This window comes from Nostoc sp. (genome assembly GCF_036916655.1).
In the GTDB taxonomy this organism is placed as follows: Bacteria; Cyanobacteriota; Cyanobacteriia; order Cyanobacteriales; family Nostocaceae; genus Nostoc.
Window position 1 is genome coordinate 359566 of sequence record NZ_JBALFY010000068.1, and the last position, 21555, is coordinate 381120.

Sequence of the window (21555 nt, forward strand, 5' to 3'; positions counted from 1 at the left end):
TACTAGATTGATTGTGGACGATCAACCATTAGTCAGTTATTGCGTTTGTTAATACATCTACAAGGCTCATTTCTTCTAAGTCGTCTAAAGTGACGGTATCACAAATATCAAATTTAGCGCCGACACTTAGCAACTGATCGTCTAAAGCTTTGAGGAACTTAGTTGCTTGAGCATCTGAACCTACTTGAATGATCGAAATTCCTAATTCTTCATCACGTTCCATCTGACGAGTAGCATGAATAATTACTTCAAATACAGCTTTGCGATCATCTGGTTCACCATCGGTAATAACTAAAATTGTCTCTCCGTTGGGCTTACTTTTACCGGCTGCTTTGCGTTGAAAGTAGTTATTGAGTGCATCTTGGAGTACACCTGCTAGGTTTGTTGTGCCAGAAGGGTCATTTTCGAGAAATATCTGCGCGACTTTGGCTGAGGTGACATCATCGTAGCGTTTAAATCTACCAGAAAACACATAAACGGTGATGCCATCGGGGTCAAACTGTTCGGCTTTCCTGGCCAAAGCGAGAGTAGACTCTTGGGCAATTTCCCATCTACTTCTACCACCTACTTGGTCGGGTGTGGACATACTACCGCTTTTGTCAATGATTAAGGTATAGTCGCGATCGCTCATCATAAATCTTCCTTTGATTGTTACCCTGTGGTTCTAGTCTAGTCTACGAATTTGACGATACCGTAAGCATTTTAAGGTTTCGTATCAATTATGCTCCTCAAAAAAGCCGCGTCATAGTCGATGAATGCGTTGGCGTAGCCTATCTCCTTTGTTCCCAAAGAAAACAAAATCTTCTCAATCCCCAGCCTCCCTGTTGCATTTATAGCTAGGTTGGGAATAATAAAGACTACTCATGCTGACACACACTCAGCTAAACAAAAGCTGTTTGGCTTGATTTTAGAGACAAATTCGGGTATGAACCATCCTAGATTCTTAGATAACTCTGCGCCAAAACAAAATACGCAGCAGAAAAACTTCTGCCTGGCGTTTCTGCATCAGATCATCAATGGCATATCTGACCCAATTTTTGTCAAAGACCGTCAACATCGCTGGGTATTCCTTAACGATACCTACTGTGATTTCGTTGGTTATAGCCGAGAAGAATTAATTGGTAAGTCCGACTATGATTTTTTGCCGCAAACGGAAGCTGATGTGTTTCGGGAAAAAGATGAACTGGTTTTCACCACAAATATTACTAATGAGAACCAGGATATTTTTACCGATCCTCAGGGTATAACCCATCTCATCTCTACAAAAAAGTCTTGCTTTGAGGATGAGACTGGTAATAAATTTCTAGTGGGTAGTATTCGAGACATCATTTTGCAGAATGATGTCGCGAAAGTTCTCAGTGTGAGTGGCAGAGCTAGTAATATTACTGAACAAACACAAAATAGCGAGGTACTTCGGGAAACCCTCGAAGAACTCCAGATAGTTGAAGAAGAACTGCGCCAACAAAACGAAAAATTAGCGATCGCTCACGAAACGGCGGAATTAGAGCGGCAGCGTTACCAGGATTTGTTTGATCTGGCCCCAGATGCTTACTTGGTGACTGATGTAGCTGGCATCATCAAAGAGGCTAACTATGTAAGTGCAGCCTTGCTGTCTGTGAGACAAAACTATCTCATCGGTAAGCCATTCATCCTCTTTGTCGCTGAAGCAGATCGCCAAACTGTCATGGTCAAATTGGCAAATTTGCAGCAGGTACAGGATTGGGAAGTCCATCTAAAGTTACGAGTAGGTACAGTTTTCCCTGCTAGCATCAAGATGGTTGCTATGTATGATTCACAGGGTCAGCAGGTCGGCTGGCGTTGGTTGCTTCGAGACATCAGCGAACAGCAAGCTATGTTGCGCTTACGCCAACAAGCAGAAAAAAACCTACACCGCACTAATGCTTTACTCCAAGCTCAACAAGAAGCTTCCATCGACGGAATTTTGATTATTGATGAAAATCGTACAGTTATATCATCCAATCAGAAATTCTCCCAGTTATGGCAAATTCCTGCCGTACTACTCCAAACACGCGATGCTCGTCAAATTTTGACATGGGTGCTAGACCAACTAGTAAATCCAGACGAATTTCTCGCTAAAACAGAATATCTTTACCAGCATCCAGAAAAAAGCAGCCGTGATGAAATTTTCCTGAAGTCTGGAAAGATTTTTGAACGCTATTCTGCACCCGTGCATAAACAGCTAGGAACTTCTGATGAGATATCACCTTTAGAAGACTATTACGGTAGAATTTGGTATTACCGCGACATTACCGAATATAAGCAAGCAGAAGCAGAACTCAGGGCTTCACAGCAAAAACTAGCATTGCTGATTGAGCAAACACCTTTAGCCATTATTGAATGGAATACAAAATTTGAAGTTCAGACATGGAATCGGGCGGCAGAAAAAATCTTTGGATACACCACACAGGAAATGGTGGGGAATTGTTTTGAGGTCATAATACCTGAAAATGCCAAAAAGCACGTAAATGAGATTATCACCGCCCTACTAACACAACGTGGAGGAAGCTTTAGTATTAATGAGAACATCACTAAAGATGGCAAAGTAATAATTGGTGAGTGGTATAACAATCCGTTAGTGGCTCCTGATGGGCAGGTGATTGGCGTTGCTTCAATGGTGTTAGACATCACAGAACGCAAACGCGCCGAAGAAGAACAACAAAAATTTGTCGCCTTGATTGAAAACAGCAGTGACTTTATTGGCATTTCTTCAATGGAAGGGGAAGTCACTTATGTGAACCCAACCGGACTCAAGATGTTGGGACTTAGTAACTTAGAAGCAGCCAAAACAAAGTCAGTGGTTGATTTTCATTCACCAGAAGCTTTTGCCGAGTTTCAGCAACAAATTATTCCTTTGATGTTGCAACATGGTTTCTGGCAAGGCGAGTTTCGCCATAGACATTTTCAAACAGGTATAGAAATTCCCACTGATTGCAGCCTGTTTATAGTTAAACACCCTGAAACAGGAGAGCCTTTCTGTCGGGTAGCTGTTGCTAGGGACATTACAGAACGCAAACAAGCCAAGGAAGCCCTCTTAAAATCGGAAGCGCAACTAAGACAACAAGCAGAAGAACTTAAAGTTGCACTCTGGGAACTTCAACATACCCAGACTCACTTAATTCAAAGTGAAAAGATGTCCAGCTTAGGACAACTAGTCGCAGGAGTGGCACATGAAATCAACAACCCGGTCAATTTTATCTATGGCAACCTCACGCCTGCCCAGGAATACACCCAAGATTTATTTTTACTTTTAGAACTCTACCAAAGTCATTATCCTGAACCTGTACCAGAAATTAAAGATTTTTTAGAACTAATCGAACTGGAATTTTTGAAATCAGATTTGCCACAAATAATCAACTCCATGAAAGGTGGGGCCAACCGAATTCGCGAGATTGTGCTTTCCCTGCGAACTTTTTCGCGCTTGGATGAAGCCGAAATGAAAGCTGTTGATATTCATGAAGGAATCGACAGTACTCTGATGATTTTGCAAAGCCGCCTCCAGGGTAATGACCAACACCCGACAATTAAAATCATCAAAGAGTATGGCAAACTACCGCTGGTTGAATGTTACGCTGGGCAGCTAAATCAAGTATTCATAAATATTTTGTCAAATGCGATCGATGCTTTAGAAGAGGGAGTTGGGAGTGGGGAAGAAGCAGGGGGTAAGGGGGAGAATACTCTACCTCTTTCCGCTCTGCTCCCTGCTCAGTGCCTCTCTGCCTCTTCTCAATTCCCAACTCCGACAATTTACATTTGTACCCAACTACAAGAGCCAAATCTGGTAACAATTAAGATTGCCGACAATGGATTGGGAATAACAGAAGATGTTCATAAACAACTATTTAATCCCTTCTTTACCACCAAGCCCATCGGCAAAGGTACGGGGATGGGACTTGCTATCAGCTATCAGATTGTCACACAAAGACATGGCGGTTTCTTAGAATGTATTTCGCAGCCAGGACAAGGCGCTGAGTTTGTGATTAAGATTCCCTTGAGCCAGGATACTTAAGAAGTAAAAAGTAAAAAGTAAAAAGTAAAAAGATAATTCCCATAAATAAATTTAGGGGAAATAATCACGGACATATTATTTCTCTCTACGAGACGCCAAAGGCGAACGCGCTGCACGTCTCGAAATAAATGTTTTTATTTCATTCCATAAATAAATTTAGGGGCTTGTGACCATTTTTCTTTTTCTTTCTTTTGCCTTTTAACTTTTTACTTTTGCCTTGTTCGGTCAGCTAAATACCTCCACTGCTTCAGGAACTTTCATTTGGTCGAGAATTCCCCAAATTTCCTGTAACATCGGCTCTAATCCGGTGCGAGTAACCGCTGAAATCACAAAAACGGGGGCGTAGGAGAGATGATTAAGTTGGGTGGCTAACGCCTCCAAATCGACAGTTTCGCGATCGACTGCATCAATTTTATTCAGTGCCAAAATTTGCGGACGTTCTGCTAAACCCTGTCCATAAGCTTTTAATTCTTCCTTGATTGTGTTGTAATCTCTAACCACATCATCACTAGTGGCATCAATCAAGTGAAGTAGCACCTGTGTGCGCTCGATATGGCGTAAGAAATCATGCCCCAGCCCAGCCCCGTGAGCGGCTCCTGCAATTAGTCCGGGAATGTCGGCGAAAACAGTACCATCGCCAGTAGGTTTCCGCACTACACCCAAATTCGGGATCAGGGTTGTGAATGGGTAGTCTGCAATTTTTGGTCGTGCTGCTGATAAAGATGAAATTAGAGTAGATTTACCAGCGTTTGGTAAGCCAATAATCCCCACTTCTGCCAAAAGTTTTAATTCTAGGCGCAGCTGCTTTATTTCCCCTGGTAATCCGGGGAGAGCATATTCTGGGGCACGGTTACGGTTACTTAAGAAATACTGATTTCCTAGTCCGCCTTTACCACCTTGGGCAATCAGTAAAGTCTGCTGAGGCTCAATTAAATCCCCCAGCAATTCACCAGTTTCAGCATCATAAATGGTTGTACCGCAGGGAACTTCGATCATTAAATCCTTTCCTGCGGCTCCAGTGCAGTTTTTTGGCCCACCACGAGTACCTTTTTCTGCTTGAAATCGATGATTATATCTGAAGTCCAGCAAGGTTTGTAGGTTTTCATCGGCAACGAAAAATACCGAACCGCCTCGCCCCCCATTACCACCAGAGGGGCCACCAGTGGGCACGTACTTCTCTCGCCGGAAGGCGACAATACCATCGCCACCTTTGCCAGCTTCAACTTCAATTTTTGCTTGGTCGATAAATTGCATACTTAAATAAGAGTGAGAAGTGAGGAGTTAGGAATTGGGAGTTAAAAATTATAACTCCTCACTCTCCACTTTAACTAAATATATGCTGAAACATCTTCACCACATTTGTCTGCTAGATAAGAGAGGGCACGAAAACGTAAGCCTACCAGTTGCTCATACAACGGATTAATTTTACACATCGGTGGAATATGCACAATCTTGCGTCCAAATAAGGTGACATCCCGCTCAAAGGGACACTGAGAGGGAATCATTTTACACAAAAAGCGGGCTACTCTTGGATCTTGGATATCTAACCCATCCAGCCATTCACGCAGGGGGTGTAGTGCATTTATTTGACGCTTTGTAAGTCCAGTTGTGAGGGCAGTGGGGGTGATTTGCTCTGGGTGTTCTAGTGTGTGGCGAAGGGCTTCCAAAAAATTCTCTGGCTGTTCTAAGGCTTGGCAGAACTGTTGCAGAACCTCATCTTCGCTGGGAGAATAAGTACCATCTGTGATCGCTACCATCACCGCTGTCCTTAAAAAATTTTCCGCTGTTGGCGTACCTTTACCCAACACTGCGGCTAATTCCTCTGGCGTAATTACCTCTAGTGAGTCCCATTTCATCCCAAGAGCTAATTCATCTTTAGTGATGCTGGCAATTAATTCCTGTTCTTGATCGTCAAAATTACCATCTGCCCAAGCAATGGTTAGCAGTCCACGCAACCAAGCGGCAATCTGTTCGCTGCTGTAGGGGGATTGAACGGTACTTGTCATAAACTCACGTCTCAAGCTTTCCTCAGTCACTACTAAGCTACCCTAATCAGTGAGTATGAAGGTAGTGGGAGAAGCAGAGAAAATTCACAATTCAAAAATAAGTCAGAATTCAGAATACTCTATCTCTTTATAGATAGAGTTTTAAGGCGAGAATATTTTAATTTTTTTCGCCCAGGGCGAAAGCGCGTAGCGGGACGTACCCCTACGGGGAAGCAAGCTACGCGGTAGCGTCTCGTAGAGAAGTACGGTTTTAATCAATATTCAGATGCGACTAGAAAATACTCGCTACCGCTTTGCTATCACGGACTCGCTCATAGCGTTGCTATGCCGCGTCTCTGAAAGAGAAGGCTTTACGCTGCGCTATCACCCACTCGTACAGAATTCATACTGAATTCTGACTCCTGAGTTCTAAATTCTTCTTATAAATAAGATTCAAGGCTGCAATTTGCGTTACACAGTCATGGAAGTTTGTCAGGATACAAACCTGCTTGTTACTTCCTCCTCTATGCAATCCTATCTGATTTTAACGAATGATTTAGGATTACTATATTAAGTTAACTCTAAACAATTAAGGTATACATAATGTTTTTCTTTGGCATTGAGCATGAAGTCGCTTTCTTAAATAAACAAGGAAAATTTGCTGATTTTTCCCACACAAAATTTTATGAATTAAATCAAATTATTGAAAGGCTACCTACCTACCCCAGCGACTATCCTCAATTACGTGTCGGGGATGCAGGGATTAAGATGAAGAGATGGTATATTGAAGGATTTGAAAGATTTGCAGATTCCGATGAGGTAATAGACTGTCATGTTAAAGGTATTGAAATTAGGACAACTATCCATTCTAATATTCAAGGTGCTATTACTGAATTATCAGAAAGTTTTCGCTTATTACGTGAAGTTGCTAGTAATTTTGGGTTATCACCAGTTTTGGTTAGTTTCAATCCCTACAATCCAGCCTTTGAGCCTCAACCACCGTTAAACAATTATGAAATCAAACAGCTAGAAGGTTATCCTGATGAACAAACTGCTAATATTCACATGGTATCTTATGGGCCAGATTTAAATATTTCAGTGGCAGATTTATCTATAGAAAGTGTAATTGATATTGGTAGAAAGTTAACTTATTACAGCCCATATATTGTCCCTTTTAGTTATAGTTCTCCTTTTTATCAGGGAGGTTTATGGAATGGTTTATCAGTACGAACATTTATCAGAACTGGAAAAAGACCAGCAACTTTAGTTTTTGTTCAGAAGCAAGAACAACTGATTAATAGCATACCTTCTTTGACAAAAATCGCCCGCATTCCGGCTGAAGTAGGACGTATTGAATTTAAGGCTTGTGATAGTTGTGATGATTTTTTAATCTATGCGGCTTTACTGACATTATTGAAAGGTTTGGTTTTAGATGAAACTTTGCTGGGTAGAGCAACTGTACCTGATGCTGCACTACATCAACTTTCTGCAAAAGAAGGTTTTGACAACGAGGATATTTTCGCAAATGCGACAAAAGTCTTACAAGCAGCCGAAGTCGCTTTGGGAGATGATTCAGATGTTCATTATTTAACATCACTAAAAGTGCTGCTGGCAAAGCGAAAAACAAGATCCCATGAATTAATAGAAATGTTCCATCGCGTAAGTTCAATAGAAGAAGTAATAAGGCAGACTTATAAAGCTTAAAGTAAAACACTTAATGTATAAAATAGTACTTGCAAAAAAGTGTCTCAGGTGCATAGTCCTTAAAGCAATACGCTTGGGTTAAAGATTTGTAGTACTGATTTGAGACTTTTAGAGACGTAAAGCTTCGCCTCATCAAGCTAACGCGTCTCTAACAGGGATTTTGGGTTTAACTGAACCGTATTAATCCAAAAAGTTCTTTGATGGGATAAAGTTGAGCTAACTGAACATCAAGAGCAGAGCCATTAAAGGTTAAGTCGATATACCTAGAGATTGATTTTATTATAACTAAAGATATAGTAAACTTCATTCTAGAGATTGATGCAGACATTAGCATTCTCAAAGTAAAAGTATAAGCATGGAACCTGAAAAGAAGAGCTTAAATTTGAACTTCAGGTTGATTTTTAAAGAACTTCTAGATTGAAGCGCATCTGGCAATTTTTATGATTGTTCAAATTGCTAAATAAGGGTATGTGCTTCGCTCTTTCGGTGAAAGTTCTGCGTTGTTAAAGCTGTTAACGAGGATTTCAAATGAAGACTATTGCTTCTGTTTTATCTATTTTCCGTCCAGTACGTTTTCTAGTGGTGGCTTTTACTTGTGCCCTAGTATTATTCTCTAATGCTTTTCCTGCTTTTGCAATCGATAGCTATCAAAGTAAGCCTACCGAAGGAACTACACAACTACTTGATATTCAGCGCAAAACTGACGAAGCTGCTAAAGAACCACCAGCGGGACTAGAAAAGGTTCAAAAGGAGTCTAACAAAGGACTTAATGAGGTTCAGGGAGATGCTGATATTGACCAGCAAAAGAATCCTGGGAATTCGCAGAGCGCAAACTCAGTAGAAGAAAATGTAAAGAATTTGTTGGATAAAGTTACAGGTAAGAAATAGAGTTAATACCTTGGTAATTTGTCGGTAGTAATGGGTGATTGCGTAAAAGCGATCGCCCATTATTATTTGTTAGATACATTAGGGAAAATAGGCTAGATACTTTACGGAGTTTTACTTCCAACTGTCTTAATCGACTACTATATTAATAAGCTGTTACGTATAAAACTTTCATTAGCAGGGCGGGCAAGATGCCCACCCCACAATCATATTGAAAAATTATTAGTGCAAATTAAAGGTGCAACATCTGATGGGGATTATTTGTTTTACTAAAAATAAATCTATCTTAATTGTTAAAATTCCCATTATCTGAATAGTACTAATACAACACAGCGTAAATAAGCTACACATTCAAAATCAATGAAATGCTTACGCTGTATTGTTTTTGAAGTTTCGATTCTCAATGTTGCCTGGCGGTACTACCTATTAAGACATAGGTACAACTATGTAATGTGATAATTAATTTAAACTCATAATGCTTCCTTTGGTTGATGTGGATTAGGTAGAAAATTTGGGAAGTTAATAAATAAGTTTGCTTAGGGATGAAAAATAATGCGCTCGATAAACATTGGTTTGACCGAAGAACAGCGTGAAGGTGTAATTAATCTGTTAAATCAAGATTTGGCAGATGCGTATTTATTGCTGGTGAAAACCAAAAAGTACCACTGGGATGTCGTCGGCCCTCAGTTCCGCTCTTTGCACCAGCTTTGGGAAGAACACTACCAAAAGTTGACTCTAAATATTGATGCCTTGGCAGAGCGGATTCGTGCTTTGGGCGGTTATCCAGTTGGCACTTTAGAGGGATTTCTCAAGCTTGCTACCCTCAAGGAACATGCCGGTAATGTTCCCACAGCTACAGGGATGGTAGCTAATCTAGTCGATGACCACGAGCAGGTTATTCGTAACTTGAGAGATCATGTAGATCAGTCTGGTGAAAAGTTTCACGATCAAGGAACTGCTGACTTTTTAACTGGACTGTTGGAACAGCATGAGGAAATCGCTTGGATGCTGCGCTCATTTATTGAAGGCGAAGCATTAGATCCAGATGGTAGACAGCCAGCAGCAAAGTCTAAGACTCCTGTAGGTGTATAGCTTTTAACTGGGGAATGTCTGACTGTGAAATTAGTTGAGGGAGGATTGATTTTTCCCTCAACGAAAATCGGCGGGAATCCTATCCCAACAAGAGGGGTATCCGGGATAGCCACCCGCCGATTTAGTTATTAGGTTCAGACAAGAGACGTGATAAATCGCCGTTTTTACAATTAGTCTTTCGTCTTGACGGCGATTTATCGCATCTTTGTGATTTATAGTTTTCATTAAAAAACCTTAGCTGTTGGCTTCCATGCCCGCCCGGAAATAAATTTTCGGGCTAATAGGCTTAAGTCTACTGAAGTAGACTGGAGATTTTTGGCGATATTTAGTCATCTTCAGATGAATTTAGATATGAGACGGGAATTTCAATTCCTGGCAGACGAGCGGTTTCACGTTAAGTTGACACTAATGGCAACATGAGCGCCCAGCTTATGCAATTTAAATGTGGAACAGCTTATCATAATCATGTCCGGTTAAAGACTTATCATTAAGACGGCAGGGGGAAAGAGGGTTTCCTGGTTTTTGCACAGATGCGGGAATTATAACTAATTAGGCGGACATGATATCATGAGTCGTTTTCGGTCAAAGCTTAAGCTACTGCGCGTCAATAACTAGATATCTTTGCAGGTTGTTGGTAATTTATAATCACAAGCGATTATGGCAATTTATAACTACCAACGCGCAGATTTAACTGACCTTGGCGCGGGTTCTAGCTGAATATAAATGCGCCTTCTTCGCTTTTCCCACTCGATAAAAAATCGATCTGTTGCTCTCCTGTTTCTGTAATTTTGCCGTCAATTAGTAACTCTGCCATAATCTGAACTGACTCAGCTGTATTTCCTCCAGTATTCACAACTTCAAAGGGAACATAATAATTGACCACCAATTTCCCGAATGGTTTGTTTTTTGGTGACAGAAAGGATGGGAGGTTGATCCATTGTCAGTATCTCCCGATAGCTTATTGGATAATGCTACGCCGATAGCGAAAGGCACACTTTCAAAGATTGATTTTACCTAAAGATTCTCTTAAGGAAGTTTCTGGTGTCAATTCTCGCAATAGTAACAGCACAAAGGTAGAGCAAGCTATTCCGATCGCGATCGCTTCAACGGTATCCATTGCGGCTTGATGAGCTATCCAGCTATATCTGCGTTTCCGAAAGCCTTCTATCTGATTGAGCAAGTAAACCACAATAAACATCAATGCGATCGCAATCATCATAAGTTGTGGTTTGGCCCGCGATCCAATCCACCAGACTTCCATTATGTACAGTAAGGGTATGCCAAATAAAAAACCTCCACAAGCACCTCTGATGATGTCATTAATCTCACTTCTCCATACATTTTTTTGAGGTTTTTTTGGCACTCCTTTAACTTTCCTTTTATTTAAAATTTGCTTTGAACTACGCTACATTTTAGTATTTGGGGCTTGCACAAGTGGGAGAATTAATGAAAAAATTGATCCGCGAGAGCCACCAAGGCATTCTCGTTTCGCAAGGAACGCACGAGGAAATCTGTGAAAGTTTTAGTTGTCGGTAATGGGGGGCGCGAACATGCTCTGGCATGGAAACTGTTGCAATCTAAGCAAATTGAGCAAGTTATCTGTGTACCAGGGAATGGGGGCACAGCAAGTATGGAACGTTGCCAGAACTTGCCCCTAACAGTAGATGATTTCGAGGGCATGAGCCAATATGCTCTCGAACATGGCATAACTCTGGTAATCGTTGGGCCAGAAGTCCCCCTTTCTAAGGGAATCACAGATTACCTCCAAGACAAAGGATTGATGGTATTTGGCCCAGTGAGAGCAGGAGCGCAAATTGAAGCGAGTAAAGCTTGGGCAAAAGCCCTGATGCAAGAAGCCGGGATTCCGACGGCACGGGCTGCGGTATTTACGGAGGCTGCGGCAGCCAAATCTTACGTTAAATCTCAGGGAGCGCCAATTGTTGTAAAAGCTGATGGTTTGGCGGCTGGTAAGGGTGTAACGGTGGCTGAAACCGTTGCAGAGGCAGAAAGTGCAATTGATGCGATTTTTCAGGGACAATTTGGTAGTGCTGGTGAATTTGTCGTTATTGAAGAATGTTTGATTGGGCAAGAGGTGTCAGTTTTAGCGTTAACAGATGGGTTGACAATTAGACCCTTGCTACCAGCACAAGACCATAAGCGGATTGGTGATGGCGATACAGGAGAAAATACTGGCGGGATGGGAGCATACAGCCCAGCACCCATCGCGACAACAGAGTTGATGGCACGCATTCAAACAGAGGTGTTAGAAAGAGCGATCGCCACCTTACGAGCTAAAGGCATTGATTACCGAGGCGTGCTATATGCTGGATTAATGATTGCATCCGATGGCGACTTGAAAGTTTTGGAATTTAACTGTCGCTTCGGCGATCCAGAAACCCAGGTAATTTTGCCACTGCTAGAAACACCCTTAGAAGAGTTGATTCTAGCCTGTGTACAACAGCGATTGAGTGAATTGCCACCCATTGCTTGGAAAGGGGGAGCATCTGCCACAGTCGTTGCCGCTTCTGGTGGTTATCCGGGAGAATATGAGAAGGGACAGGTGATTGCTGGCATTGAAGAAGCAGAGGCAACAGGAGCAACTGTATTTCACGCAGGTACAAAATTAAACCAGCAACAAGAAATAGTCACAGACGGGGGTCGAGTATTAAATGTGACTGGAATCGGAGAAAATTTTGAGCAAGCGATCGCCCAAGCCTACGCAGGTATCAAATATATTCAGTTTGAGGGGATATATTACCGGAGAGATATCGGTCATAGAGTTAGGAGTTAGGAGTTTGGAGTTTGGAGTTTATAGTTATTCCCCATGCCCAATCCCCAATTCCTAACATATTTGTCAAATTAACTGTTAATTTTTTAGTTGTTGGGCTTTATAACAAAGATTACTAACAACTTTATTTAAGATGCTAAGTCTGTTAAAAACAATTCGAGATGCGATCGCCAGTTGGTGGTATGAGTTCACACTCCAGACTAAACTGCTGGCTGTGGCCACAATGGTAGTTTCCTTGGTGATGAGTGGTTTGACTTTCTGGGCTGTGAATACAATTCAGCAGGATGCGCGGATGAATGACACCCGCTTCGGTCGTGACTTAGGACTGCTTCTTGCTGCCAACGTTGCCCCCTTAGTCGCTGACAATAATCTCACTGAGGTTGCCCAATTTTCCCAACGTTTCTATAGCAGCACCTCTAGTGTGCGTTATATGCTTTACGCCGATGAAACTGGGGAAATCTTTTTTGGCATTCCTTTTTGGGAAGCCGAGGTAGAAAATTCCCTCACCATTAAACGGCGAATACAACTGCCAGAAGATTACCCTGGTAATGACGAAAAACCAATGGTGCGGCAACACACAACCCCAGATGGGATAGTCACCGATGTATTTATTCCTCTGATAGTCAATCAGAAATACTTAGGTGTATTAGCGATCGGTATCAATCCCAATCAGACTGCTGTGATCTCCACCAATTTTACCCGCGATGTCACCATTGCCGTTTTTATCACGATTTGGGTAATGGTGATTTTGGCAGGAGTGATTAACGCCTTAACCATCACCAAGCCCATTAAAGAACTGCTGGTAGGGGTAAAGCAAATTGCCACCGGAAATTTTAAGCAGCGCATTGATTTACCTTTAGGGGGCGAACTGGGGGAATTAATTTTAAGCTTTAATGAAATGGGAGAGCGATTAGAGCGCTATGAAGAACAGAATATTGAGGAACTGACCGCAGAAAAAGCCAAGCTAGAAACCCTGGTTTCAACAATCGCAGATGGTGCCGTGTTGATTGATAACAACATGCAGGTGATTTTAGTCAACCCCACAGCACAACGGATTTTTGGCTGGGAAGCTGCTGATGTGGTAGGTAACAATGTTTTACATCACTTACCCTCATCTGTACAAATGGAAATCACCCGTCCCTTGTACGAAATGGCAGCAGGCGAATGCGAAAGCGCCGAATTCCGAATTTTTATTAACCAACCCATCCCCCGAACAATCCGCATTCTCTTGACTACAGTACTCAACCTGCAAAGGGAAAGCATCAAAGGTATTGCCATTACTATTCAAGATATAACTCGTGAGGTCGAACTAAACGATGCAAAAAGTCAATTTATCAGCAACGTTTCTCACGAACTGCGAACGCCTCTATTTAACATCAAAACTTATATTGAAACCCTGCATGACTACGGCGAAGACTTAGCTTTACAAGAACGGCAAGAGTTTTTGCAAACCGTGAACCATGAAACCGATCGCCTCACCCGCCTAGTTAACGATGTTTTGGATTTGTCAAAACTCGAATCTGGTCGCAGCTACAGCTTTGACGGCGTAGATTTAGCCCAAGCGATCGAGCAAACCTTACGTACTTACCAACTCAATGCAAAAGATAAAGGTGTTGAACTGCTTCAGGAAGTTGCCCCTAATTTGCCGCTAGTTTTAGGTAATTACGATCTGTTAGTACAAGTGTTTGGCAATCTGATTGGTAATGCCCTTAAATTCACAAAAGCCAGTGGTAAAGTAGTAATCCGTGCCTACCAACTAGATTTCAAACCCAGTCACACCCAATCGGCTCCAGTGCGGATTGAAATTTCCGATACTGGAATTGGCATCGCCACAGAAGATCAACACTCAATTTTTGAACGCTTCTTTCGCGTCGAAAACCGAGTTCACACTCTAGAAGGCACTGGTTTAGGTTTATCGATTGTCAGAAATATCATTGACAGACATCATAGTAAAGTTCATCTAGTGAGTGAAGTCGGCGTTGGTACTACCTTTTGGTTTGATTTAGCTACCTTTGACGAGAAACCACTAATACAAGTTGAGCCTATTGCCGAAGCATCCAAGATCATCACAGCTTAACGACAAGGGACTCTATGAAGAGTGCTGGGTTAAAAGACCGCCCACATTCGCGTTTTTAAGCATGAGGTATTATGGGGCGATCGCCTTTTTGAAACCTTACCCATGACTGTTGTAAATCAGCAGGAGCAGGATTCTTGCTATCATAAACAACAATCACATTAGTTAGTGGGCGTCCAGCAGGGACTAAAATTTTACCATTAGCAGCAAAAGCTTTTGATGCACCACCATCTAAGTTCATCGCTTCGTGACAGCCGATCGCTTTCATCACTTGCGCTTCTTGCTGTAAAGTTAAACCACTATCAAAATTTATCAAAAATAGCTTTGTACCATCAGCAGGAAACCCGATCGCAGTTCGGTCGCCAGTACCTAAAACATGAGGATCTTTAAATCCCTCAACATCCGGCTTCAGCCAAATTTGTCCCTGTCTCAACAGTCGAGGCCCGCAGGTGATAGACAACCAATGTTGATTCCATTGCGGTTTACCATCAACCCGTGCTGTCACCATCTCCGGTTTATTGCCAACTCGTAACCCCAAAGTAGTGCCAAAATTTTCCCACTGACTGTATTTGAGGAATCTCCCTGCCGCTACCATGTTACCCATCACTGTTTTCTGAGAATTCTTGGCAAAAAAAGTACCATTAGCAACGACAGCAGCGCGATGACGAGCCACTAGGTTGTTAAATTCTTCATCACCACTAGTTTTTTGATTAGTATTAGCCAAAGTTGCATTATTCGCTAAACCAATAGTAATGAAAGTTTTGGGATCGGTAAGGTCAATAATAGTTTGATAAAAAGAGAAACCATTTACCTTACCCCTCTTCACCTGTACAGTTTGAGCAGTTGCCGGGAGTGCCAATGTTAATCCTTGTGCCAAGACAGCACCTCCTAAAAACAAAAAAGACCGCCGGCAGATTTTAGAACTTGGCATAATCAACCCTTCACTATATCGTTTTTATTAGGATGCCCAAATCCTTGGATAATTTTGCCCAGCAAAACTCATGTTATGGAGAGTGGAGAAAGGAAGTAGGGGAGGCAGGGATGCAGGGGAGCAGGGGAAGAAAAACTATTGATTATTGCCTAGTCCCCAGTCCTCAATACCCAGTCCCCAATACCCAGTCCCCAATACCCAATGACAAATGACTAATCATTACCGATATATTATTTTTTACAAACCTTATGGTGTTCTTAGCCAATTTACAAAAGATGCTCCCACCCACAGCACCCTCAAAGATTATATTGATGTGCCTGATGTCTATCCAGTAGGACGTTTAGATTGGGATAGTGAAGGATTGCTACTGTTAACAAACGATGGACAATTGCAACATCGCCTCGCCCATCCACGTTTTGGTCATAAACGTACTTATTGGGTACAGGTAGAGCGAATTCCAGATGCTTCTGCTATCCAAAGGTTGCAAACAGGTGTGGAAATTCAAGATTACCGCACTCAACCAGCAGAAGTTAGGCTTTTACCCGAAGAACCACAGTTAACTGAACGCACACCGCCGATTAGATTTCGCAAAAATATACCGACAGCTTGGCTAGAAATGACTTTGACAGAGGGAAAAAACCGCCAAGTACGGCGGATGACTGCGGCTGTAGGGTTTCCGACTTTGCGACTGGTCAGGGTCAGCATAGCTCACCTAAAATTAGATGACCTACAATTGGGTCAATGGCGTGACCTCACTGCATCTGAACTCCAATTTCTACATAATTTTAGTAAATCGAAAAATTTTCCCTCAAAGGCAAATGTTCTCTAAGTAGTCTTGAAGCAGTAATGAGTCTGAATCCTCCACTGATTAAAGAGTTAATTGGATATTTTTTATTTGTCAGTCCCTAATTATTATAGAGACGGCGATTCATCGCGTCTCTTGTCTTAACGAACAGTATTGAGGGTTACTCCTAATATCATAAGAAAGGTATTGTTATTATAGAAAAATGTTTAACAACAGCAATAACTCCCAAAGTAACCAAGCTAGTGTTCTCTACAGACATGGCGACGTTCTGATCAAACGTATTGTTACCTTACCTGTCGCTGCTCAAAAGCGCGTAGGGGCTACTCTCGCTCATGGTGAAATCACAGGACACAGCCATCGCATTCAGCAATCCAATGCTGTTCAGTTGTGGGCACATGGTAGTGACCTTTTTCTTGAGGTTAAAGAACTGAGTGCTACTTTAGTTCATGAAGAACATCGGGCGATTGAATTACCCCAAGGGCTTTACCGCATCTGGAAACAACGTGAATATCGCCCTGATACTTATGTAGAGGTGATGGACTAATGCTCAAGATGATGTCAAATGGACGCGTGCCAAATAGACCAATTAAGCAGCGCCCCAAGGAAAGTCACGAGCCTATATCGGCTGAAGTTGCTCGAAAACTTATCCTTGAGCATCGCGCCTGGGATGGTATGCGTGTTTTGGGTCATCTAGATTTAAGCAGTACGTTGAATCTTTACAATCTGCCTGAAAATTTAACCTGTGAAAGTATTGATATCAGCGATTGTGTAAACCTGACTACGCTTCCCAAAGGACTCCATGTTACTTATTGGATCGAGTTGGCGGGAAGTGGAATCACCAGTCTATCTGCGGGGCATGGTTTTGTCTTACGCTGGCGAGGCGTGCAGGTAAGCGATCGCATTGCCTTTGAATCCCAGTCAATCACCGGGCAGGATATTCTCAATATAGAGAATGTTGAGTTGCGCCGCGTACTGATTGAACGTTTGGGATACGAAACATTTTTGCAGCAAGTGGGAGGATTGATCCGCGATCGCGATCGAGACGCTGGTGGAGAACGCCAACTAGTCTACATTCCTTTTGACGATGACGAGCCGCTTATGGTCTTGAAAGTCACTTGTCCCTCTACAGGACATATTCATATCCTGCGCGTTCCACCTCATACGCAAAGTTGTCATCAGGCAGCCGCCTGGATTGCAGGCTTTGATAATCCAGATGATTATAACCCTGCGATCGAGGCTTAAGAATCCAGGTTACTGTTGTGATTTCATTGCCAAAGTCCTAATTTATACCTTTGCCAACGTCACGATTTCTAGCTGATCCTGATATTTTCCCTGACGAGTTTCATAACTAATAGCGCAGGGTTCACCTTCTAAAAATAGTAATTGCACCACGCCTTCATTAGCGTAAATGCGACAGTCAGCACTAGAAGAATTAGAAAACTCTAAAGTTAAATGACCCCGCCATGCAGCTTCAGCAGGTGTTAGATTTGCAATTATTCCACATCTTGCATAAGTAGATTTACCTATGCAAATTACAGTAATATTCTCAGGAACCTCCAGTTTTTCTAGAGCAACCCCCAGACCATAGGAATGGGCAGGTAAAATAAAATAACTACCATTGGCATCTGTGTGCAGTGCTGTTGGTTCTAGATTTTGGGGATTAAAGTTTTTGGGATCAACTACAGTTCCAGGAATGTGGCGGAAAATGCGGAACTCAGCCGAAGAAAGGCGTATATCGTAGCCATAAGAAGATAAACCATAGCTAATTACAGGTTGAACCGCTACAGACTCATCTTTTTGCACTTTTCGGATTAAACTTGGCTCAAAGGGCGAAATTAAACCCTGTTGAGACATTTCAGTAATCCAGATATCGTTTTTAATCACAACTTCACAGCTAATTCAAACCGAATTACTAGAATATCCTGAATTGAATAAGTAGTCATACAAAATTAAAAATCCATTGTTATTGCGAGTTGAACGCAGCGAAACGTAGCAATCCCAAACTCTCGCGATTGCAACTCTTAGAGACGCTCCGCGAACACTTCGTACCCTACGGGTTCTCCGTTCGCGTAGCGTTCCGTAGGAAAGGAGTACGCAATGACATAAATCTTTTTACATCCGCACTTATTTGATTTACTTATTTGATTTAAGGTCGATAACTGCGGCGAATTTCTGTAATTTGATCTGCTACATCCAAGAGAGATTTGGGCATCTCTGGCCCTGTAAGAATGATATCGACGTGGGGAGGGCGTTTTGCCAAAAATGCTAAAACTTCCGTTTCAGGAATTAAACCAAAGTTAATCGCTAAACTTAACTCATCTAACACTACGAGAGAATATTTGCTCTCACATACTACTTGTTGTGTATACTGCCACAGTTTTTGTAAAGCTTGATTTTCCGTATCATCTAGATGTGCTGTATCGATACAACGAGGCAAATCACAGCGAATCCAATCTAAATTTTGTCCTAGTTGTACAGGTCGATCCTGTCCTTGACGAATGCCTCCTTTGAGGAACTGGACTATTAATACTGTTGTTCCTTGTCCAGCTATTCTCAGTGATTGAGCTATGACGCTTGTAAAGAAATTGCGATTGGAGCTAGTGAAAACTTGTACTAGCCCTTCAACTGGATATGCTAGGGTAAGGGTTGAATTGATACTTTGGGTTTCTAGCTGGGCAACCATAATATTAAGTATTAAAAAATACAATAAATCAAGAGTTTATACTAACAAAATTTTTTGTCAATTTGCGTGTATAATCAATCTGTTTTTCACAGGTGTGGTGGATTTGGCAAATTGCATTCTTAGTCAAACATTACGTTTGTGTTCAAGTCAAGAGTTATTTTAATTTAAATTTTTTTGTCTTTATCTCCGAAAGAAGTTGTAAAAATGAAAACATAAGAGGTACGGTTCCAATTATTTAAACAAGTTGGGTAGAACGTCTGAAAATCGCTAAATGCTAAATGTTAGATTTGCCACTTATTTGGGCAAAACAGACTTAGTTAGTAGCGAATTTGACAGGATGAGGAGTAAATTGTTGTGAGATTGGTGATTCTGGGAGGTTCAGGATCGGGGAAAAGCACTCAAGCACAAAGGCTTTGCAGATACTTTGATATTCCTCTGATTTCTACAGGTGAGATTTTACGGGAAGCAATATCAGGCGATCAGCGCCTACCGGAATTTCGATGGTTAGAAGGCGATCCCCGAACTTCTCTTTCTGTTTACGCTAGCTTGAGTGAACTAGGCTACCACGCACAGCCCTACATTCAAAAAGGTGAGTTAGTTCCCGATGAAATGATTGTTGAATTGATCAGAATACGCCTCAGACAACCAGATATTAACTGCGATTGGGTGTTAGAAGGCTATCCCCGTACTGCCTTCCAAGCTGAAGAATTAGATTTTTTATTGGATGATTTAGGACAAAAGCTAGATTGGGCAATTTATCTCCAAGTTCCAGAAGCGGTAATGGTTAGTCGATCCTTGGGGCGATCGCTACCAGATGACCAACCAGAAATCGTGCAGCGCCGTGTAGAATTATTCTACGATCGCACCATTCCCATCTTAGAATACTACGACCGCCGTCGCTGCTTATTGACCATCAACGGCGACCAGTCACCAGAAATGGTGCAGCAAAATATTTTGACTCTGCTTTCAGTTCCTTAGAGAGAGTAATGAGTAATGAGTAATGAGTAATGAGTAATGAGTAATGAGTTAGGAAAAATTCTTCACAATACCCAGTCCCCAGTCCACAGTCCCCAGTAGATTTACAACACTAAGGTAATCTATAAGGCAGTACTGTAAAATTTGAGGCAACTCCAATGGCTTGGCAGCGTCCTGATGGTCGTCTTCCCTACGAACTACGTCCGATCAGCTTTTACCCCAATTTCACCCGCTTTGCCCCTGGTTCTGTTCTCGCAAGATGCGGTGATACTCAGGTACTTTGTACTGTTAGCGTTAATAAGGGAGTTCCAAAGTTTCTTGAAGGAACTGGTAAAGGCTGGTTAACTGCTGAGTACCGGATGCTACCATCTGCTACTCAAAAACGGCATGAAAGGGAATTATTGAAATTATCTGGACGGACGCAAGAAATTCAACGTCTAATTGGACGTAGCTTACGCGCAGCAGTGGATTTTGAGGTACTGGGAGAACGCACGCTGACTGTTGATGCTGACGTGTTGCAAGCGGACGCTGGAACTCGGACAACAGCCATTACAGGCTCGTTTGTGGCGTTGGCTCATGCGGTTTCTAAATTGTTGCAAGAGGGCGTGTTGGAGCGATCGCCTTTATCTGGTCAGGTGGCAGCAGTTTCCGTAGGATTACTGGAGGGAGAGCCATTTTTGGATCTAAATTATATCGAAGATGTGGCTGCAACAGTAGATTTTAATGTGGTGATGAATCAACACCTGGGAATCATTGAAGTTCAAGGAACAGCCGAAGAAGGCAGCTTTAGCCGCACCCAGTTGGATCAACTACTAGATGTGGCTCAAAAAGGAATTCAAGAATTGTTAATTGCCCAACGTGAAGCGATCGCAGACTGGGAAAGTTTGTTTGTGATTAATTAGGTTTATCCCTCTTCTGTCACTTTCCGAGTATTCTTAATAAAAGGATTAAAATAAAAAACTCTGGAAGGTAGGCAGGGCAATGGATGTAGAATTACAAATCCTGAAACATTTGGCAAGAGACGCTCACCCAACAGTTGCGATCGTAGATGAATATTGTGCAGAGTATAAAGACTTATTTAAAGAAGTAAGGAATTATGAGTGCTTCAAATATTTACACATGGGGATAATATCAACGATAAAACGAAAATCGTTACCAGAGATAGCAAAGGTAGTGAGCATAAATTCGGCACAGTCATTACACCATTTTTTAGCAAATTCAGATTGGTCAGTAAATAAATTAAAACAACGAAGATTAAATAAGTTAAAGAAACAATTAGATGGTCGTGCAATTACATTAGTAATAGATGAAACAGGAGATAGTAAAAAAGGTAAAAAGACTGATTATGTAGCTAGACAATATTTAGGAAGCGTAGGGAAAATAGATAATGGAATAGTTTCAGTCAATGCTTATGGAGTTTATGCTAATATAACTTTTCCATTAATCGTCAAAGTATTTAAACCAAAAGGAACATTAAAGGAGTCAGATAAATATAAAACTAAAATAGAGCTAGCAGGGTTAGCGCATCTCAAACCCTATTGACAGTAGGATTCTAGGAGAGTGTTGAATTTGGGAGAGCCGCCGCCAAAACAGAAACCATATACTG

The 21555-nt window shown here is 41.8% G+C and carries 18 protein-coding genes and 3 pseudogenes; 12 read left to right on the forward strand and 9 right to left on the reverse strand.

Annotation, left to right across the window (positions count from 1 at the left end):
• Positions 1 to 28 precede the first annotated feature (28 nt).
• Positions 29 to 634: a vWA domain-containing protein gene (locus tag V7L31_RS19745; RefSeq protein WP_292845785.1), complete on the reverse strand. Its 606-nt coding sequence runs from the start codon at positions 632 to 634 to the stop codon at positions 29 to 31.
• A 291-nt stretch (positions 635 to 925) separates the two neighbouring features.
• Between V7L31_RS19745 and V7L31_RS19750 the strand changes: the two genes are divergently transcribed.
• Complete coding sequence (locus tag V7L31_RS19750; protein ID WP_334697802.1) at positions 926 to 4027, forward strand: PAS domain S-box protein; 3102 nt, start codon at positions 926 to 928, stop codon at positions 4025 to 4027.
• A gap of 225 nt (positions 4028 to 4252) precedes the next feature.
• Here the strand turns inward: V7L31_RS19750 and obgE are convergent, their stop codons facing one another.
• Both obgE and V7L31_RS19760 read right to left on the reverse strand, forming a co-directional pair.
• Positions 4253 to 5281 carry a GTPase ObgE gene (obgE, locus tag V7L31_RS19755; protein WP_334697803.1) on the reverse strand — a complete coding sequence of 343 codons (1029 nt, stop codon included), beginning with the start codon at positions 5279 to 5281 and terminating at the stop codon, positions 4253 to 4255.
• A gap of 74 nt (positions 5282 to 5355) precedes the next feature.
• The gene (locus V7L31_RS19760; RefSeq protein ID WP_334697804.1) at positions 5356 to 6033 is read right to left on the reverse strand and encodes a Mo-dependent nitrogenase C-terminal domain-containing protein; all 678 of its coding nucleotides are present in this window, start codon (positions 6031 to 6033) and stop codon (positions 5356 to 5358) included.
• Between the two features lie 582 nt (positions 6034 to 6615).
• Between V7L31_RS19760 and V7L31_RS19765 the strand changes: the two genes are divergently transcribed.
• The 3 genes from V7L31_RS19765 to V7L31_RS19775 all read left to right on the forward strand — a co-directional run bounded on the left by V7L31_RS19765 (position 6616) and on the right by V7L31_RS19775 (position 9693).
• Positions 6616 to 7716, forward strand: a complete 1101-nt coding sequence (locus tag V7L31_RS19765) for a glutamate--cysteine ligase (RefSeq protein WP_334697805.1) — start codon at positions 6616 to 6618, stop codon at positions 7714 to 7716.
• 528 nt (positions 7717 to 8244) lie between these two features.
• A complete protein-coding gene (locus V7L31_RS19770; RefSeq protein ID WP_334697806.1) occupies positions 8245 to 8604 on the forward strand; it encodes a hypothetical protein in 360 nt (119 codons plus the stop codon).
• A 549-nt stretch (positions 8605 to 9153) separates the two neighbouring features.
• Positions 9154 to 9693, forward strand: a complete 540-nt coding sequence (locus tag V7L31_RS19775; RefSeq protein WP_334697807.1) for a Dps family protein — start codon at positions 9154 to 9156, stop codon at positions 9691 to 9693.
• 57 nt (positions 9694 to 9750) lie between these two features.
• Here V7L31_RS19775 and V7L31_RS19780 read toward each other — a convergent pair whose 3' ends face one another.
• The 3 genes and pseudogenes from V7L31_RS19780 to V7L31_RS19790 all read right to left on the reverse strand — a co-directional run.
• On the reverse strand, positions 9751 to 9918 hold the full coding sequence (locus V7L31_RS19780) for a hypothetical protein (protein WP_334697808.1): 168 nt from the start codon (positions 9916 to 9918) through the stop codon (positions 9751 to 9753).
• A gap of 484 nt (positions 9919 to 10402) precedes the next feature.
• Positions 10403 to 10628 (reverse strand): annotated as a pseudogene (locus V7L31_RS19785) (TIGR02588 family protein); the annotation flags it as partial.
• Positions 10624 to 11056: pseudogene (locus V7L31_RS19790) on the reverse strand (DUF2391 family protein); the annotation flags it as partial. The pseudogenes V7L31_RS19785 and V7L31_RS19790, both read right to left, overlap by 5 nt.
• Positions 11057 to 11206: 150 nt before the next feature.
• On the opposite strand from V7L31_RS19790, the gene purD reads away from it, so the two are divergent.
• On the forward strand, positions 11207 to 12484 hold the full coding sequence (gene purD, locus V7L31_RS19795) for a phosphoribosylamine--glycine ligase (RefSeq protein ID WP_334697809.1): 1278 nt from the start codon (positions 11207 to 11209) through the stop codon (positions 12482 to 12484).
• Between the two features lie 130 nt (positions 12485 to 12614).
• On the forward strand, positions 12615 to 14558 hold the full coding sequence (gene nblS / locus V7L31_RS19800; RefSeq protein WP_334697810.1) for a two-component system sensor histidine kinase NblS: 1944 nt from the start codon (positions 12615 to 12617) through the stop codon (positions 14556 to 14558).
• 55 nt (positions 14559 to 14613) lie between these two features.
• Here nblS and V7L31_RS19805 read toward each other — a convergent pair whose 3' ends face one another.
• The gene (locus V7L31_RS19805) at positions 14614 to 15486 is read right to left on the reverse strand and encodes a phosphodiester glycosidase family protein (RefSeq protein ID WP_334697811.1); all 873 of its coding nucleotides are present in this window, start codon (positions 15484 to 15486) and stop codon (positions 14614 to 14616) included.
• A gap of 208 nt (positions 15487 to 15694) precedes the next feature.
• Here V7L31_RS19805 and V7L31_RS19810 point away from each other — a divergent pair, with 208 nt between their 5' ends.
• The 3 genes from V7L31_RS19810 to V7L31_RS19820 all read left to right on the forward strand — a co-directional run bounded on the left by V7L31_RS19810 (position 15695) and on the right by V7L31_RS19820 (position 17533).
• Positions 15695 to 16315, forward strand: coding sequence for an rRNA large subunit pseudouridine synthase E (locus V7L31_RS19810; protein ID WP_334697812.1), 621 nt, complete (start codon positions 15695 to 15697; stop codon positions 16313 to 16315).
• A gap of 178 nt (positions 16316 to 16493) precedes the next feature.
• Positions 16494 to 16835 (forward strand): hypothetical protein, encoded by a 342-nt coding sequence (locus V7L31_RS19815; RefSeq protein WP_334697813.1) that lies wholly within the window; start codon positions 16494 to 16496, stop codon positions 16833 to 16835.
• Positions 16835 to 17533 (forward strand): DUF6745 domain-containing protein, encoded by a 699-nt coding sequence (locus V7L31_RS19820; RefSeq protein ID WP_334697814.1) that lies wholly within the window; start codon positions 16835 to 16837, stop codon positions 17531 to 17533. The genes V7L31_RS19815 and V7L31_RS19820 overlap by 1 nt, the downstream gene beginning before the upstream one ends.
• 42 nt (positions 17534 to 17575) lie before the next feature.
• Here V7L31_RS19820 and dcd read toward each other — a convergent pair whose 3' ends face one another.
• Together dcd and V7L31_RS19830 are read right to left on the reverse strand one after the other, a co-directional pair.
• Positions 17576 to 18145: a dCTP deaminase gene (gene dcd, locus V7L31_RS19825; RefSeq protein ID WP_334697832.1), complete on the reverse strand. Its 570-nt coding sequence runs from the start codon at positions 18143 to 18145 to the stop codon at positions 17576 to 17578.
• Positions 18146 to 18437: 292 nt separating this feature from the next.
• Positions 18438 to 18974, reverse strand: coding sequence for a P-loop NTPase family protein (locus tag V7L31_RS19830; RefSeq protein WP_334697815.1), 537 nt, complete (start codon positions 18972 to 18974; stop codon positions 18438 to 18440).
• A 354-nt stretch (positions 18975 to 19328) separates the two neighbouring features.
• On the opposite strand from V7L31_RS19830, the gene V7L31_RS19835 reads away from it, so the two are divergent.
• The 3 genes and pseudogenes from V7L31_RS19835 to V7L31_RS19845 form a co-directional block, all read left to right on the forward strand.
• The gene (locus V7L31_RS19835) at positions 19329 to 19952 is read left to right on the forward strand and encodes an adenylate kinase family protein (RefSeq protein WP_334697816.1); all 624 of its coding nucleotides are present in this window, start codon (positions 19329 to 19331) and stop codon (positions 19950 to 19952) included.
• Positions 19953 to 20107: 155 nt separating this feature from the next.
• The gene (rph, locus tag V7L31_RS19840; protein WP_334697817.1) at positions 20108 to 20851 is read left to right on the forward strand and encodes a ribonuclease PH; all 744 of its coding nucleotides are present in this window, start codon (positions 20108 to 20110) and stop codon (positions 20849 to 20851) included.
• Between the two features lie 79 nt (positions 20852 to 20930).
• Positions 20931 to 21464: pseudogene (locus V7L31_RS19845) on the forward strand (transposase); the annotation flags it as partial.
• Positions 21465 to 21555 lie beyond the last annotated feature (91 nt).